Origin of the sequence: Microbulbifer aggregans (assembly GCF_020524005.1) — a bacterium.
Classification (GTDB): Bacteria; Pseudomonadota; Gammaproteobacteria; order Pseudomonadales; family Cellvibrionaceae; genus Microbulbifer; species Microbulbifer aggregans_A.
Genome location: NZ_JAIVKK010000004.1, coordinates 357,699 through 375,394 on the forward strand (window position 1 = coordinate 357,699; position 17,696 = coordinate 375,394).

A 17,696-nucleotide genomic window follows, 5' to 3' on the forward strand; every position below is an offset into this window, starting at 1 on the left:
GCCGCCCAATTGGGCGGCGGTCTGCGTATAATCCTTCCTTTTGCGAAATTCGATAACGACTCAGGTTAGGGGGAACTCCATGGACAACGTCGTCACAAGGGAACTGCTGGACAAGGTAATTGCTATCTCAATCGAGGCCGGCGAGGCCATTCTTGAGGTATACAACGCCAGCGGCGATATCGAGGTGGATACCAAGTCCGATGACTCACCGGTAACGGCGGCGGATCTCGCGGCGCACAAGATTCTGGCGCCAGCCCTGGCCAACCTGCTGGAGGGTGTTCCGGTGTTGTCTGAAGAAGGGCAGATGCCGGGCTATGACGTACGTGGGCAGTGGGACCGCTACTGGATTATTGACCCCCTCGACGGCACTAAAGAGTTCATTCGTCGCAATGGCGAATTTACCGTCAACGTGGCCCTGATCGAAAACGGTGAGCCGGTGATGGGGGTGGTACACGTACCGGTACTGGACATTACTTATGCCGGCGCAAAATCCCAGGGTGCATTCAAGCGCGATGCCAGTGGCGAAACAGCGATCCAGGTGCGCGCAATGCAGCCCCGCCTCGACAGTCGTGAGCCGATCGAAATCGTCGCCAGCCGCAGCCATGGTGCCGGTGCGGTAGATGCACTGCTCGAGCGTATCGAGGGCAGCCTGGGCGAAACCGGCCTCAAGAATATGGGCAGCTCGCTGAAGCTTTGTCTGGTGGCAGAAGGCGCTGCGGACCTGTACCCGCGTCTGGCACCCACCTGCGAATGGGATACCGCGGCGGCTCAGGCCGTGGTGGAAGCTGCTGGCGGTATCGTAGTGGATGAGCAGTTCAACCTGCTGCGCTACAACCAGAAAGAAGAACTGCTGAATCCGTTTTTCTATGTAATTGGCGACCAGTCGTTCAACTGGAAAACTTTGCTCGTTAGCTAAGTTCTTGGTCTAGGCTTTACCGAGTAGCCGTCAGTTATGTTGTTTTTGGCGACGGCACTCAACATTCAGTGAGGTGAAGCCGTGGCCAACACTCAGAGCCCGCACGTCAATATTGATGAACACGAAACCCGCTTGCTGCGCCAGAGGCTGGAGCTGGAAATCAACTGGCTCAATTGCCAGATGGAAGGGTTACGGGGCTCTGATGTGGATCCGGATATTTCTCTGCTGCAAACCTATCGCGAAATGATTTTTTCCCGCCGTGCCCTGTTAGGGCGTATACCGCGCTGACTTCTGTCGATCTGCCACGAAAACTTTTTCCTGCCCGCCAGACGCGCCCTTCAATGATGAGCTCAGGCATTTTTGTGGGCTTCTGAATATCGCTTTTTCTCTTTTCGTCAGCGGAAAACAATTGCGTCGCGAATTTTCTTTATTTGGTGACATTTTTATTCAACCCTCGCTAATTAGGTCTACGCTTGGTGGGATAAAAGTCAACTGAAAAAGAGAGCCCTTCATGCGCTACCCGGTTGTGGTTCACAACATCGAGTTCGCCGGATACGGAGCCATTGCGCCCGACCTTCCCCATTGTCATTGCCACGGTGAAACACTCGACACCACTCTGCAGAAAATGGCGGAAACGATTGCTGAACGTCTGGAAGAGTTGCAGTCGGCCGGGGATCCGGTGCCGGATCCCGGTGACCTGGAAGCTCTGAGAAAAAACCCGGCATTTGCCGGCGGGGTTTGGGCCATTATTGATGTGGAATCCAATGAGCTGAGCCCCAAATCCTGAACTTGTTGCTGATTTTCAAAGTGCAATCTTGAGTACTGAATTTTAAAAACGTGCCGATAAAATCGGTCAGAAAGTCTTTCGAACCAAGGATGGTTAACATGAAGAAAGTGGTCTTTCTCCTTGCGTTTTTCGCCTCCAGTTGTGCGTTTGCACAATGGAATAATCCTTTTGATGCCTACTGCGATGGCGAGTACCGTTTTATCGGTACGCTCGGTCTTGGTGTGGGTGAGCTGCAGCTCAATGACGAACAGGATTTTGCCGGCTACGCGAGCATCGGTGTGACACCGGCGGCCGGTGTCTGGCAGGTGGAGTTACGCTACACCGGGTTCGATGATGGCAGCGTCTCCGTAGATCAGTGGGGTATTGGCGCAAAAGTGGATTTCACGGTGACCTGTGATGTGCAGTGCCTCTACTGGATGGTGGGTTGGAACTACGGTGAATTCGATGCGAGTGACATCGAAAAATATGACGCAATATACCCGGTAAATGACAAAGACGATGACAACTACTGGAATGCCGGTGTCGGTTATCGATATAAGTGGACACAGGACTTCGACACATCAATCGAATACAACTACAACGACGTGGATGCCAGGGTGTATTACTTTGATGGCGTTTCCGACGTGCGCTTTAACATGGGTCACCTGCGCACTCTGACGGTGAATTTCGCTTACCGTTTTTAACCGGTAAAAGAGCCGGTCAGCAGATGCTGGTCCGGCTCTTTTACCGTGTGGAAAAATATGGCGGCGAAACTCAGAAAGAATAAACGGCCTTCATCCACAGTGTGCGTCCGGGCTCATTGATCCGGGTGAGCTGGTCAAAACCGGGAATACTCGCACCGGCGCGACTGATATGTTCCGCGTAGGTTTCATCCAGCAGGTTATCGATACCTGCCGTCACCAGCACCTCTTTGGTGGGGCGCCAGCCCGCATTCAATGACAGGACGCTGGCGGCATCGGTCGGCCCGAAATCCTGTCCGGCAATATTGCCTCTGCCAACATCCACTCGATCCTGCGCCGCCACGGCCCGCCACAGAACACCCGCTGACCATTGCGCCTGTTCGTAGTACAGCCCCAGGCGGGTTTCCAGCGGTGGCAATTGTGCCAGTGTGGTGCCGTCAGATTCGTTGGCACCACGCACCGAAGACAGTGTCAGTTCCGAGCGCCAGTTGTCGGCCAGGCGATAACCCAGGTCCATTTCCAGCCCCCACGAACGCGCGTCGATATTCCGCACGATCGTTGTCGTGCGGGTGCCGGCCATAGTCCCCATATCACTCATGCCTCCCGTAGCCGCCGCTTTGGAATAACCGGACTGGATCATCAGGTAGTCATCGATGGTGTTGGCGAATGCCGACACGCTGGCGGACAGCTTCTCGTTGCGATAGATAAAGCCGATATCCAGTTGCGCGGTCTTTTCCGATTCGATGTCCAGGGCGCTGACGGAATCCGCGGTTTCCTTGGCGATGATTTCCCAGTAGTCGGGGAACCGCTCGTTGTAGCCGAGACCGGCATAGAGGGTTGCGGATACAGGCGTGCTGGTTGCGAGGTTTTGTTCATAGCGCACAAAACCGCTCTGCAGTAGTTCTTCACGCCGCTCGCCGGCTGTGGGGTTGGCGGCACTGGCCATCATGGATAGCGCGACGGTTTCCCGCAGGTCGCGCAGGCGCCAGTCGTCGAGGCGTGCGCCGGCGATCCAGCGTGCCCCCGGTTGCGGCAGCCAGCTCCATTCGGAAAACAGCCCGGTCTGCTGGAATTCGGCATTGTCCACGCGCTCCAGGTCGCGGTAATCCATCGCGTTCTGGTTCATCGTGCTGCGCACGCGATGGCGGTTCTCCTGTGCATCGAGGCCCGCTGTCACTTCGAGATCTTCGCGCGGTGCCAGGGTCAGAACTAGCTTGCCGCCACTGGTTTTACGGTCCGGGTTCATGGCCATCGGCATTGCCATCATGCCGCCGGGGGTGCGCAGACTGTAGTTGTCCATGATGTGGTCTACGTCGTTGTAGTAACCCTGCACCTCGAATGTGCGGATGAGCGGGGTTATGTTCTGGCGAATATATTTTGCGTTGAAGTTTTCCCGTGAAAACTTGGCCCCGTCCATACCGCGGTCGGCATAGGCGGCTTCGCCGTCACTGCGCGTGCTGCTGAGTTCGAGACGTGTATCGTCGTCCGGCGTCCAGGCAAACCCCAGTTGGCCGCTCCAGCGCTGGTAGCGGGAGTGCACGGTGACGCCATCGCCATCCTCGTAATCGTCGGCGGAGGCGGAAGTGACCGTGCCGCGCAGGGCAAACTCCGGTGATTTATAGGCCGCATCCAGGAGACCATCCTGGCGATCGGCAGTGCCGGCCAGCAGGCTGGTGTGGAGATCCCACTCCGGCGCTTCCACGCGCTCCTGGTCACGTTCGAACAGCACCACACCCGCTGAGTTGCCGGGGCCGTACATCACTGTCTGCGGTCCCTTGATCACTCGTATCTGGTCGAGGGTTTCGGGATAGATATAAGCGGTCGGCGGATCCATGCGCAGGTTGCAGCCGCCGAGAATCGACTCGCCATCCAGCACCATGCTCAGTCGCGAGCCGGCCATTCCACGCAGTACCGGGTCGCCATCAGTGCCGCCTTTGCGGATTACGGAAAAACCGGGAATGGTTTTGAGATAGTCGGCGCCGTCGTTGGCGGGCAGTGGTTGGCGCGGCTTTTTCGGGTCGGTGACCAGGCTCAGGGGCTGCTCGGTTTTCACCGCCGTAACAACCATTTGTTCGAGTTCGCCATCATCCGCGTACGCCGCGCTGGTGTAAAAAGTGTTCGCGTAAAAACAGCAGGCTGCAATGGCCAGGGCGAGTTGTGAGTGGCGCAATGAAGGCGCGGTCGCCACCGGAACAAGGCGGCGAGACTGGATAGTATTTTTCATTTTCTATTCCCCAAATGGCATCGGGCGGCCGGGAGCGAAGCCCGGCCGGATGTCCGACGGCAAAGAAATGCACCGATATCAACGCGTTCGCACTGGGTCTTTTGCGAGGAGGCGGATTCGGCACGGCATAGCGCGGGCAGCAGTAACTAGTCTTCTGCGCCCGACAGTGCTTGGTTTTCAGGTGAGGAAATACGTGGGAGGTGCGCGTCCGGGCGGGCGAACATAGTGCGGATTGCGGGGGAAATACTTGAATACAGCTGGCGCTACGGGCGCGGCGGTATGTTCCAGCGCAGGCAGCCACTGGCCGGCATGCGCTGCGGCCACCACGGTGGCAGAAAAGCTGCAGTGATTGTCGGAGAAAACCTGCGCTGTCGCACTGTCGTGCTGGTGGCCGCTTTGCGCAGGCTCAAGCGAGTGTCCGCCGTGGTGTGTTTCGTGATCTGTCTGGTGGTGTACCGGGTGAGGCGCGGGGCCGGAACTGGCCGTCAGATTGAGCAGCAGCGCACTGCGGCTGTCGCCGTGACAGAGCTCGTACAGGGATCCGCCGGCAACCGCCGCGGGCATAAAACCTGCGGGCACCAGCCCCCGCGCAGCCAGGAACATGCCCAGCAATACCACTACCAGCCAGGGTGGCAGGTGAGAACTGCGCGCTTTAGTCGCGTATGCAGGGTGCTGTTTCACGGGGCTTTAGTTTTATCGAGTGCGGGGTAACCGGGCTCTATAGCTTACCACTGCGCTTCAGTCGCCAATAGGTCTCCACCAGCGCCATGTGCATCAGTTCTGGTTCCGTGTCGGCCAGGACCACATTGTGTGCGCGCAATTGCTGCAATAGCCGGCTGCGGCGCTGCAGGAAATCCCGTGTTGCCCCCTGCTCCAGGGCGCTGTCGAAGTCGTTCACCGGCTGCTCCAGCAGGCGATCCAGGCTGGTTTCCCGCAGGCAAGCCACCATCACCAGATGGTGGCGCGAAAGCTGTTGTACGGCAGCGAGCAATTCTTCACTGTCTTCGTCGCGCACATTGGTGAGCAGAATGACCAGCGCGCGTTTCTGCTGGCGTGCGAGCAACAGCTCAGCCGCAGCCGTATAGTCGCTGTGTGCGGTGCCGGAATGCAGGTCGTAAACCTGGTTCAGCAGCAGGTTGATTCCGCCCTCGCCCTTGGCGGGAGGCACCCGGCGCTGGTCGCCGGCAAAGCATTGCAGCCCCACGGCATCGCCCTGGCGAATGGCGACATAGGCGGAAAGTAGCAGGGCATTCAGGGCGTGGTCGAAGTGGCTGAGTTCACCATCCTGGGTGCGCATACGGCGACCGCAGTCGAGCAGGAAGATGATTTCCTGATCCCGCTCATCCTGGTATTCACGGCTCACCAGCTTGCGCGCGCGCGCGCTTGCAGACCAGTCTACCTGGCGCTGACTGTCGCCAAGCCGGTACTCGCGCAACTGGCGGAAGTCCAGACCCTCACCGCGACGCTGTTGCTGGTGAACGCCGAGAAAGCGCAGTGATTGCTCGGCAGAGAGTGCCTGCAGGGAGGAGATGCCGAGAAAGTTGGGGTAGACCTTGGCGGACTGCTCTGTGCCCAAAAGTGCCTTCTGTTGCCAGAGTCCCCAGGGGGACTGGACCAGGGCTTCCAGCCGACCGAACTGCGCCAGGCCGCGGCGGCGCGGGGTAACCGTATATCCGGTCTCGATACTCTGCCCGGGTTCGAGGTGTATCGACAGTGGCAGCTCCGCGGTGCGCAGCTCGTCCGGGTAGCGATCAGACAGCTGCAGGGTCAGCGGCCGCGAACCGGCATTGGTCAGCTCGATGGCGACCAGCTGCCCGACCCCGAGCGCCAGGTTACCGGGCAATTGCCGTCGGCCACTGAGTCCGGCACAGGAGCGGCCGGTAATGAAATCCAGCAGTGCGGCGAGCGCCAGTATACCGAGGCCGGCCCACCAGGCAGTCTCCACCTCGCCGGCAACCTCCGGCCACCACAGGCGCGCACTGCTCAGTACCAGCGCCGCGGCGCTGGCCCAGAGCAGCAGCCGGAGCAATCGCGGGGAGGGTTTCACAGCCGTGGCGCCTCAACGGATTCGATGATCTGGGCAAGTACACTGTCTGCGGTCTGGCCGTCGATTTCCATTTCCGGAGATACCGCGACCCGGTGGCGCATCACCGGAATGGCCATGGCCTTGATGTCGTCGGGCAACACGAATTCGCGCCCCAGCATCAGGGCGTGGGCGCGGGCGGCGAGAATCAGGCCGATACTGGCGCGGGGGCCGGCACTGCGGCGCAGCTGGCTGGATTCGCGGGTGGCGCGCACCAGGCGTACCGCATAGGCGAGCACCTGCTGATCCAGCGCCACCTGTGGTACCAGCGCCTGCAACTGCTGCAATTGTGCCGTACTCAGGATCGGCTCGGCGCCCTGCTGCAGCTGGCGTTCAATACGCCCGCTGCTGGCAGCTGCGGCGAGTTGTTCCTCCGCCTCCTGGCTGGGGAAGTCGATCAGGACCTTGAGCAGGAAGCGGTCCAGCTCGGCTTCCGGCAGGGGGTAGGTACCTTCCTGTTCAATCGGGTTCTGGGTGGCCAGCACCATGAATGGACGCGGTGTCGGGTGCGCTTCACCGTCGATGGTTACCTGTTGTTCCTGCATCACTTCCAGCAGTGCGGCCTGGGTTTTGGCCGGCGCGCGGTTGATTTCGTCGGCCAGCAGCAGGTTGGTAAACACCGGCCCGCGGCGCACTTCAAAACGGCTTTCAGCCATATGGAAAATGGCGTGGCCGGTGACGTCCGCCGGCATCAGGTCCGGGGTGAACTGGATGCGGCGGAAATCGCCGCCAAAGCCCTGTGCCAGGCTGCGGACCAGCAGGGTTTTACCGAGTCCGGGCACCCCTTCGAGTAACACGTGTCCGCCGGCGAGCAGTGCGATCAGTACCTGGTCCACGACGGCCTGCTGACCGATCACCACCCGGTTGATGCGAGTGCGTAGTTCGTCGAGCAGCGCGCTGGCCTGCTGCCACTGGCTTGCGGGCTGGGCATCGTCAGCCGCCTGGGGCGGTGTTTGGACTGGCATGGGGGATTCGCTGGTGGTGATATCACTCATAGGGCGGCCTCAATAATCTGAATGCTGCGCATACGCGCGGTAAAGTCGTGTTCACTGTGCGGGGCGGACTCCCACAGCGTGGTGAAAACCTCGGAGCTGGTGAGTCCGCTGCGCGCGGCTATTGTCTCGGCGAACGCCTGTTGTCGTTCCCGGGGCAGCGCGCGTGCGGCTTCTGCTGGCCGGCCGCTGATTTTCTGCAGCAGTGGGCGGCGGGCGCTTTCATACAGTGCCTGTGCGCGGTCGGTGCGCCAGTAGAAGTGTCCGCAGGCGCGAATGTGCTCAAGCAGGGAGCGGCGCTCGGTGGACGGTGGCGGCGTCAGCGGGCCAAAGCGGCGGCTGCGGTTGGCGATCCAGGCCAGCAGGGCAAGGAAGCCGGCCAGGAAAAACTCGCTGGCGTAGCGGCGGGCCAGGGTGGTGAGACCGTCGAAGTGCGGGCGAGTGATCATCACCAGCGCGCGCTCGCCGATAAGGTGGCTGAGGAAGTAGGCATGATCGAATTCGCCGATACGGTCGTTCTGCCACAAACCGCTGTCGGCGAGCAGGGTAATACGTCCGCGACCGCGCTCAAACTGCACCATCGGCGACTGGTCGGGAATATTCGCGAAGCGCACCCAGCGCAGGTAACCACCGTCGACTTCGGTGGCGTGTTCTTCTGCCATAAGCTCGTGGGTAAGCACCTGTTGCGGATTAAAGAACAGCGTGTACCCGGCGCCGCTATCGCTGGTGAAAAAGAGCAGGCGCTCGTCGTCAATATCCGGGTCGCGCTGGTTCTCTTCTGAATATTCCTCTTCCGGCGCGATTTCAGCTTCTTCTGCGCTGCTTTCTTCGCCGTCGACACGGCGGTTGTGCTCGCGCATCAATTCACTGAGGGTCTTGTCGCGAATGTCTGCGGCCTGCTCGCCGAACACCTCGCGTACCTGCTGGTTGAAGTAGAGATCGATTTCACCGCGCGTGACACTCAGCCCGAGATAGTCGAGCAACTGGTCACGCTCGTGGTCGGCATTGCCGCCACTGGCGACCACGATGGCCTCGCCACCCTGCTCTATCCATTGCAGGAACTGCTGCAGGCGTTCCACGTTGTAAATTTGACTGGAGCTGGTAAGAAACAGTGCATCGCCCTCACCAAGTTCGCCGAGGACGGCAATGTTGTCGGCGCGGCGGTGGGGCACGCCCACGTCTGTGAGAAACTGTTCGGCAGCGAGAAACCGGTTGCGACGCGCTTCGTCACCGAAGCCGCGATCGATCTCTTCGCTATAGCGCTCAAAGAAAAACAGGAACAGCGTGGCGGCGGTCGCTAACAGCAGCAGCGTGACAGCGATCGCGATACGACTAATTTTCATCGCGGAACACCTCGCGCCACTGGTTACAGAGAGATTCCAGGTGCGCTGTTTGGGGTGCGCGATGGGCATACGCCTGGCGCTGCCAGGTGGCGGTCAGCAGGGTAAAGAAATGCACCAGCGCGGGCTGCAGGCGCGAATCCTGCGTGGCACCTTCGCGCACCAGCTGCGCGCACTCACTCTCGGTGAAGTGATCCTGAAAATCGCACGCGTAGCGCGAAATCAGGTTGGACAATGTCGCCCGGTACAGCAGGCCCAGCGCTTCGCGTTGATTGCCGGTACGCCATAGCCGCTGCACTTCCGCGGTGACATCTTCCGGCAGGCTTTCGCGGCGTACGTCGAGACCAAACAGGGTTTCGGGCTGGCTTTTCTCCGTCGCGGTTTTCGGTTTGTACCCGAGGCCACGGCGAATGTGATGGCGGAAATGCCACAGCAGGTAAATGACCAGTGATATTGCCAGAACCCACAACAGCACCTCGATAATACCGGCAAGCAGAGGCCCGATATCTCCAGCCTCACTGTGTTCGTCTTCGCTGTCGATTTCGCGGGATTCCAGCCACTCAACGAAGGCAATCAGCCATTCGGGATAGCGAAATTCGCTGGACTCAAACTCTTTCAGTCGCCAGCCGCTCACTTCCTCGCGCTGGTGAAATTCTTCTCCGGCCAGGGTTTCGTCGATGATTTCCTGTGCCTGGCTGGGGGTGACCGGGTCGGCGGCAGCGGGTGTCGGGTTGCCGAGCAGCACGCCAAAACTGCATGCCAATAGCAGGGCGGTGGTTGCACTGGCGCGAGCACGGGGCCGTTTACTGCCGATACCTGCGGCGCTCTGTTTTTCCAGACGCTCGCGCAATTTGCGGAACTGGATTTCGATATCCCAGGCTTCGAGCGCGACGCGACGGCCGATGTACAGCATAAAACCACCGCAAATATAAAACGGGGCGACCGCGGCCATCACCAGCAGGTAAACCCCATTGGTTATCCAGGTATAGAGGGTGACGTCTGTGGATAGCAGCGGTATCCAGTCAATCTCCAGTTGTTCCGGCAGCATCAGGTAACTGAGGGCCGCAATCCCGAGCAGTAGGCCCATTTCCACATGGGCACCAACGATATGCAGCCAGCTGGCGGTGCCGGCGCTATCGCGGTGCAGCACCGAAATTCGTGCCGAACGCACCTGGCCGCGGCTGCCTTCCAGCACCGTTACCGGCATATCGAAGGCACGGGTAAAACTGAGGCGGCGTATGCTGATCCAGGCCAGCCAGTCGCGGGCATTGGCCTGGCGGAAATGAGCGAGTGCCTGGCGCCAGCCGATGGTTTCTCCAAACAGCTGGCGGCTGACAACCAGCAATGGCAGTCGGTCGTATACCGGCTTCAGCCACCAGGCGGCCATCAGCCCCCAGTTGGGGCTGGCGGGGACGAGTACAACGGCGAGCAGGTAAACCACCGCGGCCGGCAGCAGCCACAGCGATGCCATCAGCGCCCAGTGTCGCCGCGCCAGCATTATGCCCAGATCGACGGACTCCCAGTTCGAGCGCAGGCGAGCCTCTACGGTAAGCTGGTTGAGGTTCACGCGATACCTCCGGCAGCGATGTGCGGGGCGGACTGGGTCGGCGCGTGCTGGCGCCCGGCCAGTACGCAGTAACCGATGACCAGCAGCCAGAAAAAGCCACCTACGGCGAGCTTGACGCTGATGTCGAGCTGGGTGCTGGACGACCAGAAAGCCTCAAGAAAGGCTGCAATGACCAGCATCAGGAAAGTGCCATACATGATCTTCATCGCGTCGCGCCCGGCATTGCGCAGAGCGTGTATTCGCCGAAGTTGACCCGGGTTGACCAGGGCATGGCCGAGGCGCAGCCCGGCAGCACCGGCGAATACAATTGCGGTCAGCTCGAAGGCGCCGTGACCAATCACAAACGGGTAAAACGTGGAGGCAAATCCCACGCGGGAAATATGTCCGAATACCGCACCGAGATAGATGCCGTTAAACACCAGAAAAAAAATGGAGCCGAGACCGAACAGTATGCCGGAGGCAAAGGTCCGGAAGGCAATGCCGATATTATTCTTGATGTAGAAACCAAACATCATCAGGTCGGAATCCGAGCCGCGTTCGCGGCCGAGTACATCGTTTGCCGGGTCGTACATGGATTCAAACTGGGTCACCTGTTCCGGCGACATAACGGCGTAGATCAACGCATCGTTCCAGTAGCAGCCCAGTCCCATGACCAGGGCTGGTGCCAGAAACAGCGCACAGGCAAGCCACACAAACTGTGCCTGTTCCCGCAGTGCACGGGGAAACCCGCCGAAGATAAATTCCAGCCAGCGATTGCTCGACACCGATTTCTGCTGGTACAGGCGCTGGTGGCATTCCATTACCAGCTGGTTGAGGCGCGCGATCAGGCCGCTCGTGTACTGCCGCTCCTTGGCTACTGCCAAATGCTGGCACAGACGGCGGTAACTGGCGGGGAGGTCTGAGATTACCTCGCTTTCTGCGCCGGTACCTTTTTCATAACCGGCAAGCCAGTGTTCAAGTTGTTGCCACAAAATCTGATGACGGGCTTCGAATTCTTTCTGCTTCATATTGTGATCCCGCCTATTTTTCCCTGCGCGCGCCGAGCAGCCAGCGCCCTATTCCCTGCAGTTGCTGTAATCCTGCAGAACCACTTTTTCCGGTCAGTGGCTGTAGCAAGTCGGCCAGTTCCTGCTGGCGAGCGCTGCTGAGTTCGCTGCTGCGTTCAGTGAGGCTTACGATTGCCTGCTGATCCTGCAGTTTCAGGCCGCGCGGTGGCGGGGCCGGAGAGACATCGGGAAGCGCTACCCCGTCTTTGTGGCGTTCCCGGTACACCACGATGGTGCCCGCAGCGAAATCCCCCAGGCGCTGGAAATGCCGGCTGCAGGTCATGCTGAGAATACCGGTGCAGTAACCAAATGGCAGGAAGTCGGCGAAGCGCAGCAGGTTGCGCATGATGGAAGCGCTCCAGGTGACCGGGGTCAGGTTGTCGTTAACCACGGCGAGGGAAAATGCCTTTTTACCGGGAGTTTGCCCCCCTTTGAATACTTCAAAAAATACCGGATAAAACCACTCGAGAAAAAATGAAGTCAGCAGCCAGATGCCCCATCCGGCGCGGTCGGCAAAGGCCAGCGCAATGGCGAGTGCCAATAGGATCAGGGATCGGTAAAACAGGTCGACTGAGTAAGCGAGAATGCGGGGAACCGGGCCGGCAAGCTGTGCGGTAAGGTCAATGCCCTCTGGGGTTTCTGTCCCGTAGAGGGTATCCAGCCTGTTGGTTTCGGATTCAGATTGGGTGCGGCTGGACTGAAGCATGGTATGAGCAAATAGCAGCGGTAAACGTTGCAGCGGCAAAACTGTGAGTGGTAAAGCCACTCACAGTCTGTTTGCCACCTCGGGAATTACACTTCCGGGTTGGCTTCATGGCCGCCGAACATGTTGCGGTACAGAACGCCGTACGCAATGCTCGCCAGCGGAACAGCCCAGATCAGGCCGATCAGCAGTGCCAGACCACCGGCCATGTAAATCAGGGACAGTACAATCACGAAACCAAAAATCGGGAACCAGTGCTTGGTTACCGCTTTGCGCGAAGTTTCCAGTGCCTGCCAGGGACCCATGTTTTTGTCCACAATCAGCGGAGTCATCATCAGGTAGGCGATGGCCAGGTAGATGCCCGGCAGGATCAGCAGGAGGAAGCCCAGGGTGAGCAGCAGGTACATCAATACCATCGCAATCGCCAGCGGCAGCATCTTGTCGAAGTGAGCAAACACTTCGGTGCCGGAAACCTGTTCATCACGGGCGATCTTGATGCCGATCATTAGCATACCGGCGCTGAGCGGTGCGGTAGCGGCAAATACAATAATGTTGGAAACAATACCGGCAAGACCGCCACCGGAAGACGGGTCAGTAAGGGACTGGCCGGTGATCATCGCGGCAATGAAAGAAATGGCAATGGTGGCCAGCATGTACAGCAATACGCCGAGCCATACGGTGCCTTTGTTGCCGCCGGTACGTTGCCAAGCTTCGCTAATGGTATTGCCAATGGCTACCTGATAGTCGCCAGCAAGCGCTTTGGGGATGGAGCCAAAGTTGGAAGCTTCAGAAGCTTCTTCGGTCAGCTCTGCCTGGGGCGCGTTATAAATATCACTCATGGTCGAAATTCCTTGATCGAGCGCTTTTTCGTTATATGAGCGGAATGCACTGGCGGTTCCGGTAGAGTTCCGGCGCCAGTATCCGGACTTCGCAAAGATAACACAGTCACACTCCGGAATGGCGTGGAAATCACGGTTGTGTAATTGCCTGTAATCGGCGGATTGGCGAGGATACTATTGCCATAGCGAGAGTCCCGAATTTGCGAAGCAAGGGCATTGAATATGAAAACGTGGTGGTTGCGCGGCTTGCTGATACTGTTTTTGGGTGCCGTGATATATGCAGCACTCCCCTGGTATTCCGCGCGCCAACTGATTGAGGCATCGCGGCAGGGCGATGTGGCGCAGATGGAGCGCTATATCGACTTTCCATTACTGCGGGCCAATATCAAGCAGCACCTGCAGCAGGAACTGCGTGCTTCCATGGGGGGCAATGTGCCCCAAGAGCTCGACGGATTATTTAATGCAGGCTCGGACCTGATCCTGGGGCCTGTCGTTGAGCGACTGGTCAGCCCGCGGGCGATCGCTGAATTTATCCAGGGCCGCAAAGAATGGCGCGAGCTGGAGAAAGAGTTGGAAAGTGCCGTTGTGCCAGCAGACGACTCTGGCCGCAATGCGCCACCACCGAAGCCAGTGGAAAAGTCGCCGGTGGAATCGGGGTCTGATTCGGCTGCTGAGCAGGCCCGCCGCCGCTGGCAGCTGCAGCGCTGGTCTTTCAGTGGTTTGAATCAGGTGACCGTAGTGTGCGGAAGCGAGGCCGACCATAAACAGGTTGAATTGTATCTGGAACGGCAGGGGCTCCGCTGGCGCCTGGTCGATTTGACGCTGGTAAATAAGGACAAACAAGGGGATTAACGGTGGCTACGAGTGTGGAAAAATTTGAATCAGTGAACGTATTTGGCGATCCGCTACAGGAATGCAGTGCCAACCCGGTAACCGGGTTTTTTCGGGATGGATGTTGTAATACCAATGGCGAGGATTTGGGCTCCCATACGGTGTGTGTTGAGATCACTGAGGCATTCCTGGAATTTTCCCGCACCAAGGGTAATGACCTGTCGACACCCGTTGAGGAGTTCGGGTTTCCCGGTTTGCATCCGGGAGATCGCTGGTGCTTGTGCGCGGCGCGCTGGCTGGAGGCGCAACAGGCGGATATGGCACCGCGGGTATATCTGCAGCGCACCCACAAACTTGCACTGGAAGTCGTGCCTATGGCGTTGCTGCGCCAGTATGCGGTGGATCTAAATTAAACGGGAATTTGACCGGGGAAATAAAAGGTCGGGAAATTAAAAAGGCTCTGTAGCAAGCCATCCTAGCTTACTCAGAGCCAGCCTTGCGGCCAAACCAACTCACAGGATGAAAATTTGTTGGCGAGCGCAACAGTCCCTGTTTATCCGTTGGCTCTGTGAGACAGCCTCCAGATATGCTCAGGCGTAAGCTTGCGCTCTCGGCGGGGTGTGAACAATAGCCCTTTGGAGTCAAATCACGCCAAGACTTTATTTATTTGTGACTGGCTCGGGGAACTTAGTGTGCGCCAGTACAAATTTCATGAATAGTCACTTTTCTGTTTAGCCATTCGTGTCTACGTGGTTTTGAGACCTAATTAAATTTCTCGGTCACATATTTTGAAACCAATTGCCCGGTGGTTTTGCAGTGGGCTTTTTTCAGCAAACTCTTGCGATGGTTTTTAACCGTATTTTCCGAGATGCATAACTGCTGGGCGATTTGCGCGCTGGTTTGGCCGTGAGTCAGTAATTGCAGAACTTCCACTTCCCGCGTGGTAAAAATTGAGAGCGCGCCGCTGAATTTTTTATTTCCGGAATAGACATTAATATTCATAGACGATTCGCCACCGCGCAAATGTAGCAGCGATAGCTTGTAATTATTGGTTGCCGTCAGGTGTGAAATATCGGTGTGGATCAGCAGGGCTGCCGCAGCGCCATGATTCTCATCCGTTGCGAGGATAACGCACTGGTGATGGAAAAGCCGGTAATCTCCCGTACGTGTTTTCAGGCGAAAGCAGTAAGAAATTTTATAGCTTTTAATATCCTTCTTGCGGGTGTCGTCGTTTAGCAGACGAATTGCCGTTTCCTCTGCTTCGGTCACAAACGGCAGGTCGTCCGGGTGTACGCGGTTGACGATGTCATCGATGGATGAAATGCCGGGGTCCAGGCCAAGTAGCTCTTCGATAGATGGGCTCAGGTACGTTGGACGGTTGACGTCGCTGAAATCCAGGATGAAGTGATAGGAAGGCCCACTGCTAAAAGTACCCGCGATGGCCTGGTCAATTTCCATTTGGCTAAGCAGCACTTTCTCACTGGAGAAAAATTCCGGAATACTCTGCCATACCCGATGGATCGGGTTTCTTTCCGGTTGAAGGTTGTGCATTGGCATGCTGTATTGCCTGTTTTCAGTGTTTGTATAGTTATCGGGAATCGCAGACCGGACTTAAACCAGGCCGTCGACAATACAGCTTCCCAGTAATTGATTCATATTCTGGCATCCGGCCTTCTTCAGAATCCTCTTGCGGTGATTCTTAACCGTAAACTCTGAGAGTGCCAGTTCCATGGCAATTTCCGCGCTGGTCAGACCCGCGGATACCAGCCGGATGACCGTGATTTCCCGTTCCGTAAACATCGGGTGGCTGGGAGTGGCTTCCTGTAGTGGATGGTCGACGTCGAGATTGAGAAAAGAGGGTTCTCCGTCCATTCCAATCAGGGATACACAGTGATTGTTCTCCGTCGTCAAGTGGGAGATATCGGTGTATACCTTGAGCATTTTTCCCGCCCTCCCCAACTGATCGGTAGAGAGTACCGCAGACTGGTGGTTGAACAGGCGGTAGCTGCCGTCGGCTACCTTCAGGCGAAAGCAATAAGAAAATTTGTACTGCCTGGCTTTGTCGATACCAATTTTATCGCGGAACATTTTGATCGCGGTATCTTCGGCGCGGGCGACAAAGGCGATGTCATCAGGGTGTATCTGATCGAGAATCTGGGCGAACGTGAGGGTAGCCGGGTTTAACCCGTGAATGCTTTCGAGCTGCTCGCTGACGTGTCGTACGCTCAGGTCAGCCAGGTCAAAGACGAAGTAGTGATAAGGCCCGTTGCTGAAGACGGACGATACCAGCTGGTTGAGCTTGAGCTCGGGCAAGTCGGTGATGTGCTTGGTAAACAGATCACTGTTGCGTCGCCAAACCTCAAGCAATAGATCAAGTTTTGGACGAATTGCGTCATCTTTCCCCGGCATTGCTAGGGATCCCCCAATTTTTTTGTTGTACCTATTCCCTGTTCTGGTGTTGCTCTGGGAATAAGTTGTGACGTGTGTCACGTTTCTTGTGGGACTTTTGTACCAAAAGAGGGTGGATGGACGCAACGTCTATTTGGGTCATCGCCGGAAAATAGTGGGAGACGGATTAATTAATCGGCAAACTGGCTGGATTCTGCCTGGTTGCGGCGGTGTGGAGGGGGAGAGTCGCTTAATCAGGTGCACGAGGGAGCGCCCCGTGCACCGGTTAAGCCACTTAGGAGGGCAGGAAGTCGATCGAGTAGTTGAGGGTGGATTTCTCCACATTCGCAGCGCCGAAGTTGATCAGGCGAATACGGGCCAGAAGCTTGCGCTCCAGATCGTCATCACCCAGCTCGCTGCTGACCAGGCTCACTGCAGAAATGGTACCGTTGGCTTCGATCACCAGTTTCACGGTGACCTTGCCGGCCAGGGTCGGATCCCGTCGCAGCGCGCGGTTGTAGATCGCAAAGATCGCGCCCTTGTTGGCCTCCATGATCTGGCGAATGGATTCCTCGCCGCGGGTGCCGCGTTCGCGACGCGCCTCTTTAGCGCTGGACTTGGCAGCGGCACTGGCTTCGGCTACTTCCACCTGGGTCGTTTTGCGACCCGCCAGTGCGGAGCCTCCGGTATCCCGGCTGAGGCTGCCGGTATTAATGCCGCCACTGGACGCCTTGGACTTGTCGCTGATCAGGGAGCGGTCGACTTTCTGCGCACTGGCTGCGCCACTGGACAGGTTGTTCGCGCTGGCCACCGCACTAACGTCGAGGCTGTCGCGCATGTCCATCAGGTCGTCCTGCAGCTGCATCAGGCCACTATTAGCCGCCTTTTCCCGCGCCTTGGCCACCTCGGCCGCGGGGGCCTTTTCGGACAGCGGCTTTGGCTTCACGGTCTTGATCGGTTCCGGTTTGGGTTTTTCCACCGGCTTCGGTTCCGGTTTTTTTACTTCAACCGGCTTCTTCTTTTCCGCGGGTTTGGGTTTTGGTTTGGGTTTTTCTACCGGCTTTGGCAGTTCCTTTTTTTCAAGGATGACCTTCGCCAGTTGCGGAGGCAGTTGCTCCTTCTGTTCCCGGGTCAGTTCCGCCGCCGGAATAAACGTAAACAGCGCGCCGATGACCACAAATGCGACCAGGCCGATTTTGAGGAATCGGGCAAAGCGCTGGTCTTCCTCTTCCGTGGAAGCCCAGGGCAGGGTGGAGTTGTAGTAATGCCAGGGCATCAATGCGGATGAATTCATCGTTAC

General features: G+C 57.9%; 18 protein-coding genes. 6 read left to right on the forward strand and 12 right to left on the reverse strand.

Going from position 1 to position 17,696, the window contains the following annotated elements; all coding sequences use genetic code 11:
* Positions 1-79 precede the first annotated feature (79 nt).
* From cysQ to LC093_RS09160, 4 genes are all read left to right on the forward strand, one after another.
* Positions 80-916, forward strand: a complete 837-nt coding sequence (cysQ, locus tag LC093_RS09145; RefSeq protein ID WP_226664394.1) for a 3'(2'),5'-bisphosphate nucleotidase CysQ — start codon at positions 80-82, stop codon at positions 914-916.
* Between the two features lie 81 nt (positions 917-997).
* Positions 998-1,204: a hypothetical protein gene (locus LC093_RS09150; RefSeq protein WP_226664396.1), complete on the forward strand. Its 207-nt coding sequence runs from the start codon at positions 998-1,000 to the stop codon at positions 1,202-1,204.
* 223 nt (positions 1,205-1,427) lie between these two features.
* On the forward strand, positions 1,428-1,703 hold the full coding sequence (locus LC093_RS09155) for a type II toxin-antitoxin system HicB family antitoxin (RefSeq protein WP_226664398.1): 276 nt from the start codon (positions 1,428-1,430) through the stop codon (positions 1,701-1,703).
* A 98-nt stretch (positions 1,704-1,801) separates the two neighbouring features.
* A complete protein-coding gene (locus LC093_RS09160; RefSeq protein ID WP_226664400.1) occupies positions 1,802-2,386 on the forward strand; it encodes an outer membrane beta-barrel protein in 585 nt (194 codons plus the stop codon).
* Positions 2,387-2,456: 70 nt separating this feature from the next.
* On the opposite strand, the gene LC093_RS09165 is transcribed toward LC093_RS09160, so the two are convergent.
* The 9 genes from LC093_RS09165 to LC093_RS09205 all read right to left on the reverse strand — a co-directional run bounded on the left by LC093_RS09165 (position 2,457) and on the right by LC093_RS09205 (position 13,177).
* The gene (locus LC093_RS09165; RefSeq protein ID WP_226664402.1) at positions 2,457-4,607 is read right to left on the reverse strand and encodes a TonB-dependent copper receptor; all 2,151 of its coding nucleotides are present in this window, start codon (positions 4,605-4,607) and stop codon (positions 2,457-2,459) included.
* A 177-nt stretch (positions 4,608-4,784) separates the two neighbouring features.
* A complete protein-coding gene (locus LC093_RS09170; RefSeq protein WP_226664404.1) occupies positions 4,785-5,288 on the reverse strand; it encodes a hypothetical protein in 504 nt (167 codons plus the stop codon).
* Positions 5,289-5,325: 37 nt separating this feature from the next.
* Positions 5,326-6,654, reverse strand: coding sequence for a DUF58 domain-containing protein (locus LC093_RS20450; RefSeq protein ID WP_226664406.1), 1,329 nt, complete (start codon positions 6,652-6,654; stop codon positions 5,326-5,328).
* Positions 6,651-7,685, reverse strand: a complete 1,035-nt coding sequence (locus LC093_RS09180; protein ID WP_226664408.1) for an AAA family ATPase — start codon at positions 7,683-7,685, stop codon at positions 6,651-6,653. The genes LC093_RS20450 and LC093_RS09180 overlap by 4 nt, the downstream gene beginning before the upstream one ends.
* Positions 7,682-9,025, reverse strand: coding sequence for a DUF4350 domain-containing protein (locus LC093_RS09185; RefSeq protein ID WP_226664410.1), 1,344 nt, complete (start codon positions 9,023-9,025; stop codon positions 7,682-7,684). The genes LC093_RS09180 and LC093_RS09185 overlap by 4 nt, the downstream gene beginning before the upstream one ends.
* Complete coding sequence (locus LC093_RS09190; RefSeq protein ID WP_226664411.1) at positions 9,015-10,589, reverse strand: hypothetical protein; 1,575 nt, start codon at positions 10,587-10,589, stop codon at positions 9,015-9,017. Before LC093_RS09190 ends, LC093_RS09185 begins: the two co-directional genes overlap by 11 nt.
* Complete coding sequence (locus LC093_RS09195) at positions 10,586-11,596, reverse strand: stage II sporulation protein M (RefSeq protein WP_226664413.1); 1,011 nt, start codon at positions 11,594-11,596, stop codon at positions 10,586-10,588. The genes LC093_RS09190 and LC093_RS09195 overlap by 4 nt, the downstream gene beginning before the upstream one ends.
* A gap of 13 nt (positions 11,597-11,609) precedes the next feature.
* Positions 11,610-12,401: an RDD family protein gene (locus tag LC093_RS09200; protein ID WP_226664415.1), complete on the reverse strand. Its 792-nt coding sequence runs from the start codon at positions 12,399-12,401 to the stop codon at positions 11,610-11,612.
* A 26-nt stretch (positions 12,402-12,427) separates the two neighbouring features.
* Entirely contained in the window at positions 12,428-13,177 is a 750-nt protein-coding gene (locus LC093_RS09205; protein ID WP_226664417.1) for a DUF975 family protein, read from the reverse strand.
* 222 nt (positions 13,178-13,399) lie between these two features.
* Here LC093_RS09205 and LC093_RS09210 point away from each other — a divergent pair, with 222 nt between their 5' ends.
* Together LC093_RS09210 and LC093_RS09215 are read left to right on the forward strand one after the other, a co-directional pair.
* Positions 13,400-14,029 carry a DUF2939 domain-containing protein gene (locus LC093_RS09210; protein ID WP_226664746.1) on the forward strand — a complete coding sequence of 210 codons (630 nt, stop codon included), beginning with the start codon at positions 13,400-13,402 and terminating at the stop codon, positions 14,027-14,029.
* Between the two features lie 14 nt (positions 14,030-14,043).
* A complete protein-coding gene (locus LC093_RS09215; RefSeq protein WP_226664418.1) occupies positions 14,044-14,421 on the forward strand; it encodes a DUF2237 family protein in 378 nt (125 codons plus the stop codon).
* Positions 14,422-14,770: 349 nt separating this feature from the next.
* On the opposite strand, the gene LC093_RS09220 is transcribed toward LC093_RS09215, so the two are convergent.
* The 3 genes from LC093_RS09220 to LC093_RS09230 form a co-directional block, all read right to left on the reverse strand.
* Positions 14,771-15,565, reverse strand: coding sequence for a LuxR C-terminal-related transcriptional regulator (locus tag LC093_RS09220; RefSeq protein WP_226664420.1), 795 nt, complete (start codon positions 15,563-15,565; stop codon positions 14,771-14,773).
* Between the two features lie 54 nt (positions 15,566-15,619).
* Positions 15,620-16,417: a LuxR C-terminal-related transcriptional regulator gene (locus LC093_RS09225; RefSeq protein WP_226664422.1), complete on the reverse strand. Its 798-nt coding sequence runs from the start codon at positions 16,415-16,417 to the stop codon at positions 15,620-15,622.
* Between the two features lie 274 nt (positions 16,418-16,691).
* On the reverse strand, positions 16,692-17,690 hold the full coding sequence (locus LC093_RS09230; protein WP_226664424.1) for an AgmX/PglI C-terminal domain-containing protein: 999 nt from the start codon (positions 17,688-17,690) through the stop codon (positions 16,692-16,694).
* Positions 17,691-17,696 lie beyond the last annotated feature (6 nt).